This window comes from Achromobacter veterisilvae (genome assembly GCF_900496975.1).
Taxonomy (GTDB): Bacteria; Pseudomonadota; Gammaproteobacteria; order Burkholderiales; family Burkholderiaceae_B; genus Achromobacter; species Achromobacter veterisilvae.
Window position 1 is genome coordinate 102,034 of sequence record NZ_UFQC01000002.1, and the last position, 17,261, is coordinate 119,294.

The 17,261-nt window shown below is 68.4% G+C and carries 12 protein-coding genes; 7 read left to right on the forward strand and 5 right to left on the reverse strand.

Going from position 1 to position 17,261, the window contains the following annotated elements; genetic code table 11:
- Positions 1-102: 102 nt before the first annotated feature.
- Positions 103-1,038, reverse strand: a complete 936-nt coding sequence (locus tag AVE30378_RS02165; RefSeq protein ID WP_129239129.1) for a glycosyltransferase family 2 protein — start codon at positions 1,036-1,038, stop codon at positions 103-105.
- Between the two features lie 224 nt (positions 1,039-1,262).
- Here AVE30378_RS02165 and AVE30378_RS02170 point away from each other — a divergent pair, with 224 nt between their 5' ends.
- Positions 1,263-2,216 carry a LysR family transcriptional regulator gene (locus AVE30378_RS02170; protein ID WP_129239130.1) on the forward strand — a complete coding sequence of 318 codons (954 nt, stop codon included), beginning with the start codon at positions 1,263-1,265 and terminating at the stop codon, positions 2,214-2,216.
- A 370-nt stretch (positions 2,217-2,586) separates the two neighbouring features.
- On the opposite strand, the gene AVE30378_RS32990 is transcribed toward AVE30378_RS02170, so the two are convergent.
- The 4 genes from AVE30378_RS32990 to AVE30378_RS02185 form a co-directional block, all read right to left on the reverse strand.
- Positions 2,587-2,715 carry a hypothetical protein gene (locus AVE30378_RS32990; protein WP_006226408.1) on the reverse strand — a complete coding sequence of 43 codons (129 nt, stop codon included), beginning with the start codon at positions 2,713-2,715 and terminating at the stop codon, positions 2,587-2,589.
- Positions 2,716-2,920: 205 nt separating this feature from the next.
- The gene (locus AVE30378_RS02175) at positions 2,921-3,853 is read right to left on the reverse strand and encodes a sugar kinase (RefSeq protein ID WP_129239131.1); all 933 of its coding nucleotides are present in this window, start codon (positions 3,851-3,853) and stop codon (positions 2,921-2,923) included.
- Complete coding sequence (locus tag AVE30378_RS02180) at positions 3,846-4,487, reverse strand: bifunctional 4-hydroxy-2-oxoglutarate aldolase/2-dehydro-3-deoxy-phosphogluconate aldolase (protein WP_129239132.1); 642 nt, start codon at positions 4,485-4,487, stop codon at positions 3,846-3,848. The genes AVE30378_RS02175 and AVE30378_RS02180 overlap by 8 nt, the downstream gene beginning before the upstream one ends.
- A gap of 21 nt (positions 4,488-4,508) precedes the next feature.
- On the reverse strand, positions 4,509-5,294 hold the full coding sequence (locus AVE30378_RS02185) for an IclR family transcriptional regulator (protein ID WP_129239133.1): 786 nt from the start codon (positions 5,292-5,294) through the stop codon (positions 4,509-4,511).
- A 239-nt stretch (positions 5,295-5,533) separates the two neighbouring features.
- Here AVE30378_RS02185 and uvrA point away from each other — a divergent pair, with 239 nt between their 5' ends.
- The 6 genes from uvrA (at position 5,534) to AVE30378_RS02215 (ending at position 17,259) form a co-directional block, all read left to right on the forward strand.
- Positions 5,534-11,296: an excinuclease ABC subunit UvrA gene (gene uvrA / locus AVE30378_RS02190; protein ID WP_129239134.1), complete on the forward strand. Its 5,763-nt coding sequence runs from the start codon at positions 5,534-5,536 to the stop codon at positions 11,294-11,296.
- A gap of 5 nt (positions 11,297-11,301) precedes the next feature.
- Positions 11,302-12,438: an aminodeoxychorismate synthase component I gene (locus tag AVE30378_RS02195; protein WP_129239135.1), complete on the forward strand. Its 1,137-nt coding sequence runs from the start codon at positions 11,302-11,304 to the stop codon at positions 12,436-12,438.
- Positions 12,439-12,496: 58 nt separating this feature from the next.
- Positions 12,497-13,129, forward strand: coding sequence for an aminotransferase class IV family protein (locus AVE30378_RS02200; RefSeq protein ID WP_129239136.1), 633 nt, complete (start codon positions 12,497-12,499; stop codon positions 13,127-13,129).
- A 102-nt stretch (positions 13,130-13,231) separates the two neighbouring features.
- A complete protein-coding gene (locus AVE30378_RS02205) occupies positions 13,232-13,744 on the forward strand; it encodes a sigma-70 family RNA polymerase sigma factor (RefSeq protein ID WP_129239137.1) in 513 nt (170 codons plus the stop codon).
- Complete coding sequence (locus AVE30378_RS02210; RefSeq protein ID WP_129239138.1) at positions 13,711-14,715, forward strand: FecR domain-containing protein; 1,005 nt, start codon at positions 13,711-13,713, stop codon at positions 14,713-14,715. The genes AVE30378_RS02205 and AVE30378_RS02210 overlap by 34 nt, the downstream gene beginning before the upstream one ends.
- Positions 14,716-14,847: 132 nt before the next feature.
- On the forward strand, positions 14,848-17,259 hold the full coding sequence (locus AVE30378_RS02215) for a TonB-dependent receptor (RefSeq protein WP_129239139.1): 2,412 nt from the start codon (positions 14,848-14,850) through the stop codon (positions 17,257-17,259).
- The last annotated feature ends 2 nt before the right edge of the window (positions 17,260-17,261 follow it).

The window sequence follows — 17,261 nt, forward strand, 5'->3', positions numbered from 1 at the left end:
CACCAAGAAGAAGATACGGCTGGTGTCAGACACCCGGGAAGACTGTCTTGAGTACGTTCGACTGTCTCGTACGGGTGTCAGACACGCAGAGGGTGGGGAAGGTCAGGCGACTCCCCGCCTCCGGTCCCTACGATACAGCGCATAGCCCAGCGGCCACATCGCGGCGACCATGAACTTGGCGATGGGGTGGGTCAGGCGGTAGGCCTGGACCGCCGTCGGCACGCCGGAATGCTTCAGGTGCAGGCGGAAGCGCGTGTAGCGCGCGGCGGCCATCATGAATTCGCGAGGGCGGTAGCGGAAGAACTCCAAATGGTGCTGCAACATGTCCCAGGCCAGCAGGTACAGGCCCTGGGCGTTGTTGGCGGCGGACACCGCGCCCTGGCTCAGGCTGCCCGGCGTGTCGTGGTAGGTGCGCACGACGCGGTTGATGAAGCGGCTCAGGTAGCCGGCGCGCGCGATCGCCCACCACACCAGGCTTTCGGGCACGAAGCCCGCCACGTCCTCGGGAAAGGGGTAGGTCCTGAGGATGTCGGTGCGCATACAGCCGAACTTCTCGCCCTTGATGCGGTAGCGGAAGTAGACGTCCACCGCCGTGCTGTCGAATACGTCCTGCGGATAGCGGTCGCCCACGATGCTGCCGTCGGGACGCGCGCACAGGCCCGTGACGGCGACGTACGATTCGCGGCGCGCCGGCGGGATGCTTTCCCAGGCTTCCTTGAAAATGGCCAGCGCGTCCGGCGGCATTTCGTCGTCGCTGTCGAGCCCGACGATCAGCTTGCCGCGCGCTTCGCGCACGCCGCGGTTGAACGCCGTTTTCTTGTGCTGGTTGTTCTGCCAGAAATAGCGGATCGGAAAATCGGCGCGCGCCTGCCAGTCCAGGATGGATTCGTGGGTATTGTCGGTGGAGCCGTCGTCCACCACCACCCATTCGAAACCCCGGAAAGTTTGCCGGGAAAGCGATTCGTATACCCGGTGCAGCGTGCCCGCCCGGTTGTAGGTGGGCGTGAGAACGGTAAAGAAAATTGGCGTGTCGGTCATGCCCACTGTGCCCCTTTGCGATTCCTCATGCAACCGCTGCGGTCTTGGTCTTTATGTATTCGCATGCAGTGTAGGGGATATGCCTGCGCGAACCGATGCCGGGGCATTCGAATTTGCAATCAAATCTGACAGAACCGGATGCATTCCCGGCCTGCGCGGGCGGCGCGGGTTTTGGGCGGCGCACCCGAGTGGCGTAAACTCGGGCGGCCAAATCCGGAATGCCTATGGAAGCTTCGACTGTCCAGCTCAATGACATCGCCTTGTTCGTGGAGGTTGCCAAGCGCAAGAGCTTCAGCCTGGCGGCGCGCGCGCTGAACATGCCCACGTCGACGTTGTCGCGCCGCATCAACGAGCTGGAACGCGCCATCGGCCTGCGGCTGATCAACCGCAACACGCGCCGGCTGGACCTGACCGAAGCCGGCGCGGCCTACATGAGCCGCTGCCAGGGCCTGATCGACGAGGCCCGCCTGGCGCACGAACAGCTACAGATGCTGTCCGGCGGCCCCTCGGGCAACCTGCGGGTGTCCATGCCCTACAGCCTGGCGATGTGGCTGCTGCCCGAGACCATCAACGACTTCACCGAACGCTACCCCGAAGTGGAGTGCGAGTTCGACCTGAGCATGATGACGGCGTCCGACGCGCAGGGCACCCCGTTCGACGTGGTGCTGCGCTTCGGCCGCGATTCGGACCGCTCGCTCACCGCCGTCGACGCCGGCAACGGCGTTTCGCACAGCGGCGGCGTGGTGCAGGAGCTGGTGTCCCTGGACAATTACCTGTATGCGTCCGACCGCTACCTGGCGCGCCACGGCGAACCCAGGACGCCGGGCGACCTGGCGCAGCACCAGTGCCTGCGGACCACCATCGACGAAGCGCACTCGTACTGGACGCTGCACCAGGACGGGGTCAGCGAACGCGTGCCGGTCGCCGGCCATCTCGCGGCCAACAACATGAGCATCGCGGGCACCCTGGCGGGCCTCGACCTGGCGATTACGCGCATGCCGCACTGCCAGGCCCTGGATCCCATCATCAAGCGCAATTCGCTCAAGCGGGTGCTGCCCGGCTGGTCCGTGGACCCGATCTCGCTCTATGTGGTGTATCCGTCCACCATCCAGCCGGCCAAGACCCGGGCCTTCATGGATTTCATCCTGCCCAAGCTCGGCCCGGCGCAGGACGCCTGATTTCCCCGCTGGCAGGTGCCCCAGATCGGATCCGGATCAGGTGGCCGTCCCGGATTCGGTGTCTGACACCCCATGAGACGCCCGCCCATACCAACGCGGCCTCGACGGGTGTCAGACACCCCTATGCGGCGCCGATGCGTATCGACGAGCGCGCCAAGGGTGTCAGACACTGACCGTCCCGGATCTGGTGGCCGTCCCGGATCCGGTGTCTGACACCCCATAAGACACCCCTCCATACCAACGCGGCCTCGATGGGTGTCAGACACTTGCCCAGGCACTGTGCTGCCCCAAAAACAAAAAACCCGCGAGGCTCGCGCCGCGCGGGTTTTCCCGACCTGGGCTGAAACCTGCTTTCAGCCCGGCGCGTCCATTAGACGCGCTTGATCTTTTCCAGCATCTTGAACACGCCCTTGGGCGACTTGACGAACAAGCGCTTGAAAGCCTTGCCCAGGCAACGGCGTTCCAGGGTGTTGCGACGCACGCGTTTGCGTTCGGCCATGTTTATTCTCCTGATGAAATGCGTAAATTGTGCGGAAAAACGAGACCCGCACAACCGGATACTGGGCTGGCGGAAAATTCGGGTAACTTGGCATTTTAGCCTGAAATTCGCGGCGCGCGCCAATGGCTGGAAAATCCGGCGCCGCCCCTGGGCGCAAAAAATACGGGACAGGTCAAGACGGCCGCCTTGGCGCGCCCCCGGATGGTCAGGCGGAGAGTTCCTTCAGACGCTCCCGGACCTGTTCCGCGCGCGGCAAGGGATCGACCGCCCCGTAGCCCAGCGTCGAAAGCGCCGCCGCCGCGTTGGCATAGCGCACCGCGTCTTCCCAGGCGTCGCCCTGGCAGCGGCGCGCCAGCAGGCTGCCGGCGAAGCAGTCGCCCGCGCCGGTCGCGTCCACGGCCTGCACGCGCAGGGCGGGCATCGGAGTGCGCTTGCCGCCGTCGTCGATAATGGAGCCGTCCTTGCCCAGCTTGAGCACCACCACGCCCTCAGCGCCGCCGTCGCGGATCCAGTCCAGCGTGCGTTCCGGATCGTCGTTGCCGGTCAGGTGCTGCATGTCGTCCATGCTGGGCAGGAAAAGATCGGCCATGCGCATGGTTTCGCGCAGGATGGCGCGGGCGCGGTCCACCGGCCACAGCCGCAGGCGCAGGTTCGAATCCAGGCTGACCTGCGCGCCGGCTCCCCGCGCGCGCTCCATGGCGGCGAAGACGGTGTCGCAGGCGCTGGTGCTGATCGCCAGGCTGATGCCCGACACGTGCAGGAAGCGGGCCCGCTCGATCAGGCCGGATTCCAGGCTGGCGGGCGTCATCAGGCTGGCGGCGGAGCCGCGGCGCAGGTAGCTGAAGGCGTGCCCGTCCGGGCCGTGCTGCACGAAGTACAGGCCGGTGTGCGCCTCCCGGTCCACCTCCACGCCCGAGACGTCCACGCCCTCCGCCCGCCAGAGATCCAGGAACTGCCTGCCGAAGGCGTCGTCGCCCACCCGCGTCAGGTAGGCGCAGCTTGCGCCCTGGCGCGCCGCGGCGATGACGGCGTTGGAGGTATCGCCGCCGAAGCCCTGCAAGTACTGCCGCTGCTCCTGGTGCGTCTGGTTCAGCTCGACCAGCGGCTCGCCCAGCGCGACGATGTCGAAATCAGCCATGGGCGGCCTCCCGGGTGCGGACGATCTGGGCCACCAGCGCGGCGGTGTCGCGGGCGGCGAAGGCCGCCTTGTCGTAGAGGTTGCTGCCGATGCCCACCAACGCCGCGCCGGCGGCGAAGTACGCGCCCATGTTTTCCTGGGTGACGCCGCCCGTGGGGCACAAGAGCGTGTCCGGGTAGACGGACTTGAGCGCGGCCAGGTGCTTGGGGCCGCCCGTGTCCGCCGGGAAAATCTTCACGACGTCCGCGCCGGCGCGCCGCGCCGCCAGCACTTCGGTGGGCGTGAAGGCGCCCAGCAGGCACAGCGCGTCGGCCGCATGCGCCATGTCGACGATGTCGGTGGCCAGGGCGGGCGACACGAGGAAGTCGGCGCCCGCGACCAGCGCCTCGCGCGCCTGCTGCTCGTCCAGCACCGTTCCCACGCCCAGCAGCAGCGCGCCGCCATGCTTGTCGCGCAAGGCCCGCAGCAGGTCGGTGACGCCGGGAATGGTCCAGGTCAGTTCCAGCGTGGCGCAGCCGGCGGCGACGGCGACTTCGGCCGCATACGCGGCGGTGGCCGCGTCCGTGTACCGCAACACGGGAACGACCCGGGCGGCCATCAGGGCGGCAAGCTTGGAGGCAAGGGGAGCGGTCATGGGATTCCTTGGGGCTGGCTGTCAGGCGCCGCCGGGGGAGGCCGGCAGCACGGCAAGTTTGGCCGCGGCGGCATCGCGCAGCCGCAGCAAGGGTTCGATATAGGCGGCTTGCGGATCGCCGCGCCGCCGGAACAGCAAAGTGCTGACGCTGACGCCCGCGACGGGCCGACCGGCCGCGTCGCACAGCGCCACGCCGTAGCAGACGATGCCGGCTTCGTTTTCCTCGTTGTCCGTGGCGTATCCGCGCGCCGCGGTTTCCTCCAACTGGGCGCGCAGCGCGGGCAGGCTGGTCACCGTGCCGGGCATGCGGGCGGCCAGCGGCAGGCCGCGCAGCAGGCGTTCGCGCGAGGCCTCGTCCAGCGCCGCCAGGTACGCCTTGCCGACCGCGCTGGAATGCAGCGCCACGGACGCCCCCACGCGCGATGCCATGCGCACCGGGCCCGGGCTTTCCAGCTTGTCAATGTAGGTCATCTCGCGTCCGGCAGGAACCGCCAGGTGCACGGTTTCGCCGGTTTCGTCGCGCAGGGCCTGCAATTCGGGCGCCAGCGCGGCGCGCAGGTCGAACTGCGACCACGCCCGGCTGGCCAGCGACATCAGCCTGGGCCCCAGCCGGTAGGCGCCGCCCGTTTCGGCCACCATGCCCTGCTCCGCCAGCGCCGCGACGATCCGGTAGACGGTGGGCCGGGGGTAGCCGCAGCTTCGCGCCAGCGCCGCGGCGGTGGGCGGCTGCGGCGCGTCGGCCACCGCCTGCAGCACCGTCATGAACTTGGCGAACGCCGCGGCGCCCGCGACCTTGGTTTCCAGCAAAGGAGTCTCCAGCGGATGCCGCCCCGCCGCGCGGCGGCAAGCGGAAAGAGCAAGCCGGACAGCGCGAATTTCGGACGAATCTGCGATACTGTTTATTTGTACAGCTAGTGAGCCTGCTTTTTGTCCATATTATGGACACAAGCCTCACAATATAGGCAATTATTCCATATCGCCGCGCTCGGAACCAGCGACGGGTCGTCGCTCGGGCAGGCCTCTTCCCTCAGGCTACGATACCGTCCATGAGCTCTCACATTCGCATCGTTGGCGCCCGCCAGAACAATCTCAAGAACCTGGACTTGACCATCGCCACCGGCGAACTGGTCGTCGTGACCGGCGTATCGGGGTCCGGCAAGAGTTCCCTGGCTTTCGACACCCTGTACGCCGAGGGGCAGCGCCGGTACGTGGAAACCTTCTCGCCCTATGCGCGCCAGTTCCTGGACCGCATGGACAAGCCGCAGGTGGACCGCATCGAAGGCATCCTGCCCGCCATCGCCATCGACCAGACCAATCCGGTGCGCAGCTCGCGCAGCACGGTCGGCACGATGACCGAACTGAACGACCACCTGAAACTGCTGTTCGCGCGCGGCGCCAAGCTGTACTGCCGCGGCTGCGGCAAGGTGGTGCGGCGCGATACGCCGGACTCGGTCTGTCATTCGCTGGCCGAACGCGCCGCGGCCGCCGGCGATCCGCGCCTGGTCGTGACGTTCCCGATCGCCGTGCCCGCCAACTTCACCGAAGAAGAAGTCCGCGGCTTCCTGGAACAGCAGGGCTACACGCGCGTGCACGCCGAAGAGAACGCGGCGGTCCGCGCCGCAGCGCCGGCCAAGGGCGCCAAGAAAGCCAAGGGCGCGAAGGCCGCCGCCGAATCCCGCCGCATCCTGCACGTGGTCCAGGACCGCTTCCGCTTCGCCGGCACCGAACGCGAGCGCATCATGGAAGCGCTGGATACCGCGCTGCGCATGGGCGCCGGCCACCTGGCCGTCTACGCGGTAGACGCCGAGGGCGGCAACGCCCACGTCTGGAAGTACAGCGACCGCCTGCATTGCGCCGACTGCGACATCGAATACACCGACCCGCTGCCCAGCAGCTTCTCGTTCAATTCGCCGCTGGGCGCGTGCGAAGCCTGCCGCGGCTTCGGCCGCGTGATCGGCATCGACTTCGGGCTGGTCATCCCCGACGAGAACAAGACCCTGCTGGAAGGCGCCATCAAGCCGTGGACGACCCCGTCCTACAAGGAATGCCAGGACGAACTGCAGAAGTACGCGCCGAAGGCCGGCGTTCCGCTGGGCGTGCCCTGGAAGAAGATGAGCGAAGAGCACAAGCGCTGGGTGCTCTACGGCACGCCCGACTGGAAGGGCGGCAGCGATGCCTGGAAGCATCAGTGGTACGGCGTGCAGCGCTTCTTCGACTGGCTGGAAACCAAGTCCTACAAGATGCACGTGCGCGTGCTGCTGTCGAAGTACCGCAGCTACACGCCCTGCCCCACCTGCAACGGCGCGCGGCTCAAGCCCGACGCGCTGCTGTGGCGCCTGGGCACCAAGGAAGAGGCCGACACCGTGCTGCCGCCGGAAGACGGCCCCTACAAGCGCTTCATGCCCGTGGGCGCCAACTGGACCCGCGAACAACTGAACGGCCTGGGCGGCCTGTCCATCCATGACGTGATGCTGCTGCCCATCGAACGGGTGCGGCTGTTCTTCGACACGCTGTCCTTCTCCGGCGCGCTGGACGCCGCCACCGACCTGCTCATGACCGAGGTCCGCGCGCGCCTCAAGTTCCTGTGCGATGTGGGCCTGGGCTACCTGACGCTGGACCGCCAGAGCCGCACGCTGTCGGGCGGCGAAGTGCAGCGCATCAACCTGACCACGGCTCTGGGCACCTCGCTGGTGAACACGCTGTTCGTGCTGGACGAGCCCTCCATCGGCCTGCACCCGCGCGACATGCACCGGGTCGTCGAAGTCATGCACCGGCTGCGCAACGCCGGCAACACGCTGGTGGTGGTGGAGCACGATCCGCAAGTCATGGTGGCCGCGGACCGCATCATCGACATCGGCCCCGGCCCCGGCGAACGCGGCGGCCGCATCGTGTTCGACGGCACGCCCGCGCAACTGCGGGCGGCGCATACCCTGACCGGCGACTACCTCGGCGGGCGCCAGCGCGTGGAAGCGCCGCGGCCCATGCCCGTGGCGGCGAACACGCCGCGCCTGCTGCTCGAAGGCGTCACCGCCCACAACCTGAAGGGCGTTTCCGTCGAACTGCCGCTGGGCCGGCTGGTCTGCGTGACCGGCGTGTCCGGATCGGGCAAGTCCACCCTGGTGCAGGACGTGCTGTACCCCGCCCTGCTGAAACAGAAAGGCCGGCCGTCGGAAGCGCCCGGCCCGTTCGAGCGCCTGCTGGGCGCGGAGCAGATCGCGGACGTCGTCATGGTGGACCAGACGCCCATCGGCAAGACGGCCCGCTCCAACCCGGCCAGCTACGTGGGCGCGTTCGACGCCATCCGCAAACTGTTCTCCCAGGCGCCGCTGGCGCGCGAGCGCGCCTATACGGCGGGCACGTTCAGCTTCAACGGCGGCGACGGCCGCTGCCCGACCTGCGGCGGCACCGGCTTCGAACACGTGGAAATGCAGTTCCTGTCGGACGTGTACCTGCGCTGCCCCGATTGCGATGGCAAGCGCTTCCGCCCCGAAGTGCTGGAAGTGCGCGTCGAGCACCTGGGCAAGAGCGCGTCCATCGACGAAGTGCTGGAAATGACCGTCAGCGAGGCTCTGGACTTCTTCAAGGGCCTGCGCGACGTGCAGACCGGCCTGGCGCCGCTGGCCGACGTGGGCCTGGAATACGTGCGCCTGGGCCAGCCCGTGCCGACCCTGTCGGGCGGCGAGGCGCAGCGGCTGAAGCTGGCGGGCCACCTGGCCGAGGCGGCGCGCAGCGGCATTTCCACCGCCAAGGTCGCCAAGAAGGGCAGCCTGTTCCTCTTCGACGAACCCACCACCGGCCTGCACTTCGACGACGTGGCGCGCCTGATGCGCGCCTTCCGCAAGCTGCTGGCCGCCGGCCACACGCTGCTGGTCATCGAACACAACCTGGACGTCATCCGCGCGGCCGACTGGCTGATCGACCTGGGCCCCGAAGGCGGCGACGCCGGCGGCCAGGTCATCGGCGTGGGCACGCCGCAGGACCTGATGGACAACCCGCAATCGCACACGGGCGCCGCGCTGCGCGACTACGAAGTCAGCATCCTGCCCGCGGACGTGGTCGTCACCAGCGACGCCGACGCGCAGGAAGTCGAACAGGCCGGCCTGACCGCCCGCATCGCCGAACCCGGCGCGGCCTACGGGGCCGGCATGGGCACGCCGCTGCAATCCCTGGTGCGCGCGCGCCGCCAGGACAACATGGCGATCGAGATCCGCAACGCCCGCGAGCACAACCTGAAGAACGTCAGCGTGGAAATCCCGCGCGACAAGTTCACCGTCATCACCGGCGTGTCCGGCTCGGGCAAGTCCACGCTGGCCTTCGACATTCTGTTCAACGAGGGCCAGCGCCGCTACCTGGAATCGCTCAACGCGTACGCGCGCGCCATCGTGCAGCCGGCCGGCAAGCCGGACGTGGACGCCATTTTCGGCATCCCGCCCACCGTGGCCATCGAGCAGCGCACCAGCCGCGGGGGCCGCAAGTCCACCGTGGCTACGATGACGGAAATCCACCATTTCCTGCGGCTGCTGTACGTCAAACTGGGCACGCAGTACTGCCCCGACTGCAACGTGGCGGTCGAACCCCAGAACGCGGACCAGATCGTGGCGCGGCTGCTGCGCGAGCACAAGGGCGAGCACATCGGCCTGCTGTCGCCGCTGGTCACCGCGCGCAAGGGCTACTACACGGACCTGGCCAAGTGGGCCGGATCCAAGGGCCACACGCACCTGCGCGTGGACGGCGAGTTCATCCCGGTCGCGCCCTGGCCGCGCCTGGACCGCTACAAGGAACACACGATCGAACTGCCCGTGGCCGACGTGGTCGTGGACCCGGCCAACGAAGCCGGCCTGCGCGCGGCGGTCAAGAGCGCGCTGGAGAACGGCCAGGGCGTCATGTCCATCGTCTGGCCCGTGAACAAGCTGCATGAAGCGCTGAACAGCGAATTGCAGCAACAGCATTTCTCGGTCAAGCGCGCCTGCCCGTCCTGCGGCACCAGCTTCCCCGAACCCGATCCGCGCCTGTTCTCGTACAACTCCAAGCACGGCTGGTGCACGGGCTGCTTCGGCACGGGCCTGCAACTGCAAGGCTTCGACGAAGAACAGACCGGCGAGGAAACCGCCTGGAACGCCTGGTACGAAGGCGAGGCCAAGGTCTGCACCGTCTGCGACGGCGAGCGCCTGAACCGCGTGGCCCGGGCCGTGCGCTGGCGCGACAAGTCGATCGCGGAGCTGGCCTCACTGCCCGTGTCGGACGCGCACACCTTCTTCACCGGTCTGGTGGCGCGCGGGCGCGAAGGCGAGATCGCCCGCGACATCCTCGCGGAAATCCGCGGCCGCCTGAACTTCATGCAGGAAGTGGGCCTGAACTACCTGGCGCTGGACCGCGCCGCGCCCACGCTTTCCGGCGGCGAGGCGCAGCGCATCCGCCTGGCCGCGCAACTGGGCTCCAACCTCCAGGGCGTGTGCTACGTGCTGGACGAGCCCACCATCGGCCTGCATCCGCGCGACAACCGCATCCTGCTGGACGCGCTGGCGCGCCTGGAAGGCAACGGCAATACGCTGGTGGTGGTGGAGCACGACGACGACACCATCCGGCGCGCCTCGCACATCATCGACATCGGCCCGGGCGCGGGCATCCGCGGCGGCCGCGTGGTGGCGCAAGGCACGGCGCAGGACCTGATCGAGGCGCCCGAATCCGTCACCGGACGCTACCTGGCCAAGCCGCTGACGCATCCGCTGCAGGGCCGCCGGGCGGTGGAGGCCGACACGCCCATGATCGAGATCAAGGGCGCGCGCCTGCACAATCTGCGCAGCGTGGACGCGAAGATTCCGGTCGGGCGCCTGAGCGTGGTGACCGGCGTTTCCGGCTCGGGCAAATCGACGCTGGCGCGCGAAGTGCTGCTGGACAACCTGACGCAGGCCGTCTCGAAGGGCAAGGCACCGGGCTGGGCGGGCTGCGAGAGCATCAAGGGCTGGGAAGCCATCGACCGCGTCCTCGAAGTGGACCAGACGCCCATCGGCAAGACGCCGCGCTCGTGCCCGGCCACCTATGTGGGCTTCTGGGACGACGTTCGCAAGCAGTTCGCCGATACCCGCGAAGCGCGCATGCGCGGCTGGACGGCGGCGCGCTTCTCGTTCAACACCGGCGACGGCCGCTGCCCGATCTGCGAAGGCCAGGGCATGCGCACCATCGAAATGAACTTCCTGCCCGACGTGAAGGTGCCTTGCGACGCCTGCAACGGCGCGCGCTTCAACAGCGACACGCTCAGCGTGCAGATGCGCGGCAAGAACGCCGGCGAACTCCTGGCCATGGAAGTGGACGACGCCATCGGCTACTTCGCGGCGCACCCCAAGATCCACCGCCCCTTGCAGCTCATGCAGGACGTGGGCCTGGGCTACCTGACCCTGGGGCAGCCCTCGCCCACCCTGTCCGGCGGCGAAGCCCAGCGCATCAAGCTGGTGACCGAACTGTCCAAGGCCCGGCTGACCGACGGCCTGATCAAGACCGGCCGCGCCTCCCGCATCCCCCACACGCTGTACGTGCTGGACGAGCCCACCGTCGGCCTGTCCATGGCCGACGTGGAAAAGCTGATCCACGTGCTGCACCGCCTGGTGGAAGCGGGCAATACGGTGGTGGTGATCGAACACAACCTGGACGTGATCGCCGAAGCCGATTGGCTGCTGGACCTGGGCCCCGAAGGCGGCACGGGCGGCGGAAGGCTGGTGGGCGAAGGGTCGCCCGAACACGTCATGACCCTGAGCGACCATTCCCACACGGGGCGGGTCCTGAAGGAATTCCTGGCACATCAACAGCAGTAAGAAGCATGGAATGTCGTTTTGAAGACCGGCTGGCCGGCCGCGCGCTGCGGCTGGAGGGCTTTTGTTCGCGGATCGAGGCGCGCGCCGCCGCCGAAGTCGCCCCCGCGCTGGCCGCCATCGAGGCGGCGCGGCGGCAGGGGCGATGGGTCGCGCTTCTGCTGGACTACGAACTGGGCGAATGGCTGCTGCCCGAAGCCACGCTGCCGCCGCCCACCGGCGATTGGGCGCCGCCGCGCGGCGACGGCGAACCCCGCCTGACCGCGCTGGTGTTCGAGCGCAAGGCGGACGAAGCGCCCTGGGACGCCCCGGATGCCGGCAGCGCGCCCGCGTCCATCAGCCTGCCGGCGCCGCGCATGACCGAGCCGGAGTACGCGCGGCGGATCGACGCGATCCGCGCGCTGATCGGCGACGGCGAGCTGTACCAGGTGAATTTCACCCAGCCGCTGGACCTGCGCTACCAGGGCGACCCCGCCGCGCTGTACCGGCGCATCGCCGCCCGCAATCCGGTGGCGCACGGCGCCTTCATCCAGGACGGCGCGCGCACGGTGCTGTCCTTTTCGCCCGAGCTGTTCGTGCGCCGCGACGGCCCGCGCCTGACCACGCGCCCCATGAAGGGAACGGCCCCGCGCCACGCCGACCCGGCCGAAGACGAACGGCTGGGCCAGGCGCTGCTGGCCAGCGGGAAGAACCGCGCCGAGAACCTGATGATCGTCGATCTGCTGCGCAACGATCTCGGCCGGCTGGCCGAACCGGGCTCGGTCCAGGTGGACGCGCTGTTCTCGCTGGAGCGCTACCCCACCGTCTGGGCCATGACGTCCACCGTTTCCGCGCTGGCGCCCCGCGCCAGCCTGGAGGACGTGCTGCGCGCGCTGTTTCCCTGCGGGTCCATCACCGGCGCCCCCAAGGTGGCGGCCATGCGCCGGATCCGCCAGATGGAGTCGGCGCCGCGCGGCCTGTACTGCGGCAGCATCGGCTGGCTGGCGCCGGACGGCGATTTTTCGCTGAACGTCGCGATCCGCACGCTGGTGCTGGATGCGTCCGGCCAGGGGGTCTACAGCGTGGGCGGCGGCATCGTGCACGACTCCGACCCCGCGGAAGAATGGCAGGAATGCCACTGGAAGGCCCGGATTTTGCGGGCCTGAGCGCCCAGGCGGAGGCCGCGGTAGTAGGATAGAGCGCGGCCGTCCCTAGGAGAGTCCCATGCAACCCGAACTGATCGAGACCATCCTGGTCGATGCCGAACGCCGCGTGCCGCTGCTGGCCCGCCACCTCAAGCGCCTGGAGGCATCCTGCAAGGACCTGGGCTACGGCTGGGGCGGGCGCGCCGTGGAAGGCGACATCATGATCACGGCGCTGGGCCTGGCGACCCCAGGGCCGCACCGCCTGCGGCTGCTGGTGTCGCGCGACGGCAGCCGCAGCATCCAGACCGCCGTCCTGCCTCCCCTGCCCGCCGGGCAGGAAGCCATGCTGGCGCCCGAGGCGCTGCGTTCGTCCGAACCGCTGCTGCGCTACAAGACCACCTACCGGCCCTGGTACACCAAGACCATCGAATGGCTGCCCTCGCATCCGCACATCTTCGACCTGCTCTACCTGAACGAGCGCGGCGAACTGTGCGAAGGCAGCCGCAGCAACGTCTACCTGCGCCTGGACGGCGACTGGTACACGCCGCCCGTGGACAGCGGCTGCCTGCCCGGCGTGCAGCGCGCCGAACTGCTGGACAGCGGCCAGGTCGAGGAACGCGTCCTGACCCTGGCCGACCTGCACGCCGCCGACGAAATCCGCCTGTCCAACGCGCTGCGCGGCTGGTTCCCTGTGGTGCTGCGCCACTCCTGACGATCGTCCGGGAGCGACATAGCGCCGATTGCCAAACCGGCGCGCGTGAATAATAATTGATACTCATTCTTATTAAATGCTCGACGTTGGCAGCGTCCCATCGTGTCTCCCCCTCCCCGCGCGGCACCTCCCGACCTAGCAACGCTGTATAGCGACCATCACGGCTGGCTGCAGGAATGGCTGCGCCGGCGCCTGGGCAATGCGTTCGACGCGGCCGACCTGGCCCACGATACCTTTCTGCGCCTGCTGCGCAGTCTCGAACCCGTGCGCGAACCGCGCGCCTACCTCACCACCATCGCCCACGGGCTGATCGTGAACCACTGGCGCCGCCAGGACCTGGAACGCGCCTATCGCGAGACGCTGGCCACCGTGGCCGACACACAGGCCCCCTCCCCCGAGGAAGGCGCCCTGCTGCTGGAGGCGCTGTGCGAACTGGACGCGCTGCTCTGCCAGCTCAATCCCAAGGCCCGCACGGCCTTCCTCCTGGCGCAACTGGAGGGCTATACCTACGTTGAAATCGCCGCGCGCCTGGCCGTGTCCGAACGCATGGTCAAGAAATACATGGCGCAGGCGATGCTGCATTGCCTGACCGCGGGCAGGGCGCACGCACCGTGATCCCCGCCGCGCCCAGCTTCAAGGTGCTGCAGGAAGCCGCCGAGTGGTTCGCCGTGCTGGGCGCGCCGGCGGTGGACGCCGCGCAGCGCCAGCGCTGGCGCCAGTGGCACGACGCCGATCCGGCCCACCAGTTGGCCTGGAGCCAGGTCGAAGCCATCAGCGGTAAATTCCTGGACCTGCCGGGGTCCGGCAAACCCATGGCCCACCGGGTGCTGGACGCCGCCGCGGCCGGCCAGGCCAGGCGGCGCCGGGCCTTGAAAATGCTGGCCTTGCTGTGCGCGGGCGGCGTCGGATCATGGGGCGCCCTACAAGCCGTGCCGTGGCGCCAGTGGGCCGCCTCCCATCACACCGGCCTGGGGGAACGCCACGAAATCCGCCTGGCCGACGGCGCCAGCATCTGGCTCAACACCGATAGCGCCATCGACGTGGACTACAGCGCGGCCCTGCGCCGCATTCGCTTGGTGGCGGGCGAAATCCTGGTCGCCACCGCCCCCGACATCCAGTCGCCGGCGCGCCCCTTCGTGGTCGACACCGCGCAAGCGCGGCTGCGCGCGCTGGGTACCCGCTACAGCATCTACCAGCAGGAAGACGCCAGCGTGGTCGCGGTGTTCGAAGGCGCCGTGCGGGTCGAACCAACGAGCGAGGGCGCCGCCGGCAGCATCCTGCATGCGGGCGAGCAGGCGCGCATCACCCGGTCTGGCGCCGGCCCCGTCGAGGCTGCCGCCACCGCCCGCCGCTCCTGGGCCGAGGGACTGATCGTCGCCGAAAACATGCGCCTGGGCGATTTCGTGGAAGAACTGTCGCGCTACCGCCGCGGTTATCTGGGCTGCGCGCCCGCGATCGCCGACCTGCGCATCGTGGGCACCTACGCGACGGCCGACACGCGCCAGGTTCTGGCGACGCTGGAGGCGACGCTGCCGGTGCGCGTGCGCATGCCCATGCCGTGGTGGACCGTGCTGGAGCCCCGCTAGCCATCCCGCCGCAGCCTCGCGGCTCCGCGCCCGTGGCGCGCCATCGCCGGGAAGTTCCCCTTTTCGCTTGCTCGATTGGCATACGGGGTGAAACCACACGCTTTCACTTCCAGCCCGGGCCGAACCATGCACATGCCTTTCCTTTCCCCCCGTTCCACACGCCGGCGCGCAACCGCGCGCCTGCCGGCCGCCGCCGCGATCGCCGCCGCGGCGCTCATCGGCCTGGCCGCGCCCTGCGCCTTGCAGGCGCAGACTCCGCGCGCCTCGCCCGCGCCGGACGAGCGCGACTACGACATTCCTGCCGGCGAACTGAGCCGCGTGCTGACCGAGTTCGCCGTGCAGGCCGGCATCCAGGTCTCGGTAGAGGCCTCGCTCACAACCGGGCGCCAGAGCCCGGGATTGCGGGGAAGGCAATCGGCCTGGTCGGGCCTGAACGCCATCCTGGCCGGCACCGGCCTGCGGCCGGAGCGGCGCGGCAACGCCTACACGGTGCGTCCGGCGCCGGCGGTCGACGCAGTCACCCTGCCCGGCATTACCGTACAGGGCAACACCGCCGCCGCCCTGCAGCAAGAGGGGCTGGCCAGCGACGGCTACCGCGTCTCGACCATCTCCTCCACGGGCGCGCTGGGCCGCATGGAGTTGCGCAATGCCCCCTATTCGTTCAGCGTCGTGCCGCGCGAACTGCTGCAGAACGTCCAGGCGCAATCGCCCGACGACGTGTACAAGATCAACCCGTCGACCATGACGCAGACGCCGCAGCTCAGCGGCTGGGCGCCGATGGTCAAGATCCGCGGCTTCAACAGCTACGATCGGGCCGAGGAAGGCCTGCGCCGCTCGTTCGGTTTCGCCGCCTCGCTCGAAGACAAGGAGCGCGTCGAGGTCCTGAGCGGCCTGTCGGGCTTTCTCTACGGCGCGGCCTCGCCCGGCGGCATGGTGAACTACGTCCACAAGCGGCCCACGCCGGAGCGCCTGAACAGCATCACGGCGGGCAATTACGGCGGCGGCCAATACTATGTGCACGGCGACTTCGGCGGCCCTTTCGACAGCAACGGCAAGATCGGCTATCGCGTGAACCTGGTGCGCCAGAATGGCGACACCGCCGTGGACGACCAGAAGATCGACCGCAGCCTGGCGAGCCTGGCGCTGGATTTCAATATCACCGACCGCTTCAAGCTGGAACTCGGCGCCTCTTACAGCGACTACAAGATGACGGCCCCCACGGCGTACTGGTTCGTCCGCGATGACCTTTCCCGTCCCAAGGCGCCGGACGCGGGCAAGAACTGGGGCCAGCCCTGGATCCGCGATGAAACCGAAAGCCGGAAGTGGATGGCCCGCATGACCTACGAGGCCAGCGACCACCTGACGCTGCGCGTCGCGCATCTGCGCGAATACCAGGACAGGCCCGTCCAGTACCACACCATGAACTCGCTGCGCTCGTCCACCCAATACGCGCAATTGCGGCAGAAGGTCGGGCCGACCAGCACCGAATCCGAAGCCTGGCAGGCCCTGGCGGACATTTCATTCGACACCGGACCGATAGCCCACCAGATCACCATGGGCTACTACGGATACATGGACAAGCAGTGGCAATCCACCTACTTCCCCAGCACCGGCTATGTCGGCCCGTACAGCCTGGACTCGCCGACGCATGTGCCGGAACCTGCCTGGCCGTCCGACGCTTCCGCAAAAACTTACTACGCCAGCCGCATCCGCAACGACAATTTCATGATCGGCGACCTGATCCGCTTCAACGAACAATGGTCCGTCCTGGCGGGCGTCAATCGCAGCACCATCAAGGCGATGGAGCGCGACGAGAACGGCGCCGCCAGCCAACCCGACTACGATCGCGGGCTGACCTCGCCGAACGTGTCGCTGATGTTCATGCCCACGCCCTGGCTGACGGCCTACGCCACCTACCTCGAAGGCCTGGAACAAGGCGGCGTGGCGCCCGACGAGGCGGTCAACCGCGGGCAAGTCCTGTCGCCCATGCGCAGCAAACAGCGCGAACTGGGGCTGAAGGCCGAGTTGGGCGGCGTGCTGGTGAGCGGCGCGCTGTTCGACATCGAGAAAGCCTATGAATACGCCAACGACGCGAATGTGTACGTACAGAGCGGCACCCAACGCCATCGCGGCGCCGAAGTCTCGGCAATGGGCAAAGTCACGGATGCCTGGACCGTGGTGGGCGGCGCGACGCTGCTGACGGCCCGCGTCGAAGGCAGCGACAATGACGGCAATGCCCCGATCAACGTGCCCAAGCTGACGGCCAAACTGTATTCGGAATACGCGCTGCCCTTCGCTCCCGGCCTCAGCCTGACCGGCGGCGTCTATTACGTCGGCAAGCAGTGGGCCACGGCCACCAACACCAGCCGGCTGCCCTCGTACACGACCTTCGATCTCGGCCTGCGCTACGCGACCAAGGTAACGGGCCGGCCTCTCACGCTGCGCCTGAACGTCAACAACGTGGCCAACCGGAGCTACTGGCTCAACAGCTACTACCTGGGCAGCCCGCGCAGCATCGCGCTGTCGGCCCAGATGCAGTTCTGAGA

What these genes read in the sequence shown, in the direction of transcription:
- AVE30378_RS02165 (WP_129239129.1), bottom strand. Translation starts at nt 1,038, where the DNA reads ATGACCGACACGCCAATTTTCTTTACCGTTCTCACGCCCACCTACAAC.
- AVE30378_RS02170 (WP_129239130.1), top strand. Translation starts at nt 1,263, where the DNA reads ATGGAAGCTTCGACTGTCCAGCTCAATGACATCGCCTTGTTCGTGGAG.
- AVE30378_RS32990 (WP_006226408.1), bottom strand. Translation starts at nt 2,715, where the DNA reads ATGGCCGAACGCAAACGCGTGCGTCGCAACACCCTGGAACGCCGTTGC.
- AVE30378_RS02175 (WP_129239131.1), bottom strand. Translation starts at nt 3,853, where the DNA reads ATGGCTGATTTCGACATCGTCGCGCTGGGCGAGCCGCTGGTCGAGCTG.
- AVE30378_RS02180 (WP_129239132.1), bottom strand. Translation starts at nt 4,487, where the DNA reads ATGACCGCTCCCCTTGCCTCCAAGCTTGCCGCCCTGATGGCCGCCCGG.
- uvrA (WP_129239134.1), top strand. Translation starts at nt 5,534, where the DNA reads ATGAGCTCTCACATTCGCATCGTTGGCGCCCGCCAGAACAATCTCAAG.
- AVE30378_RS02195 (WP_129239135.1), top strand. Translation starts at nt 11,302, where the DNA reads ATGGAATGTCGTTTTGAAGACCGGCTGGCCGGCCGCGCGCTGCGGCTG.
- AVE30378_RS02200 (WP_129239136.1), top strand. Translation starts at nt 12,497, where the DNA reads ATGCAACCCGAACTGATCGAGACCATCCTGGTCGATGCCGAACGCCGC.
- AVE30378_RS02215 (WP_129239139.1), top strand. Translation starts at nt 14,848, where the DNA reads ATGCCTTTCCTTTCCCCCCGTTCCACACGCCGGCGCGCAACCGCGCGC.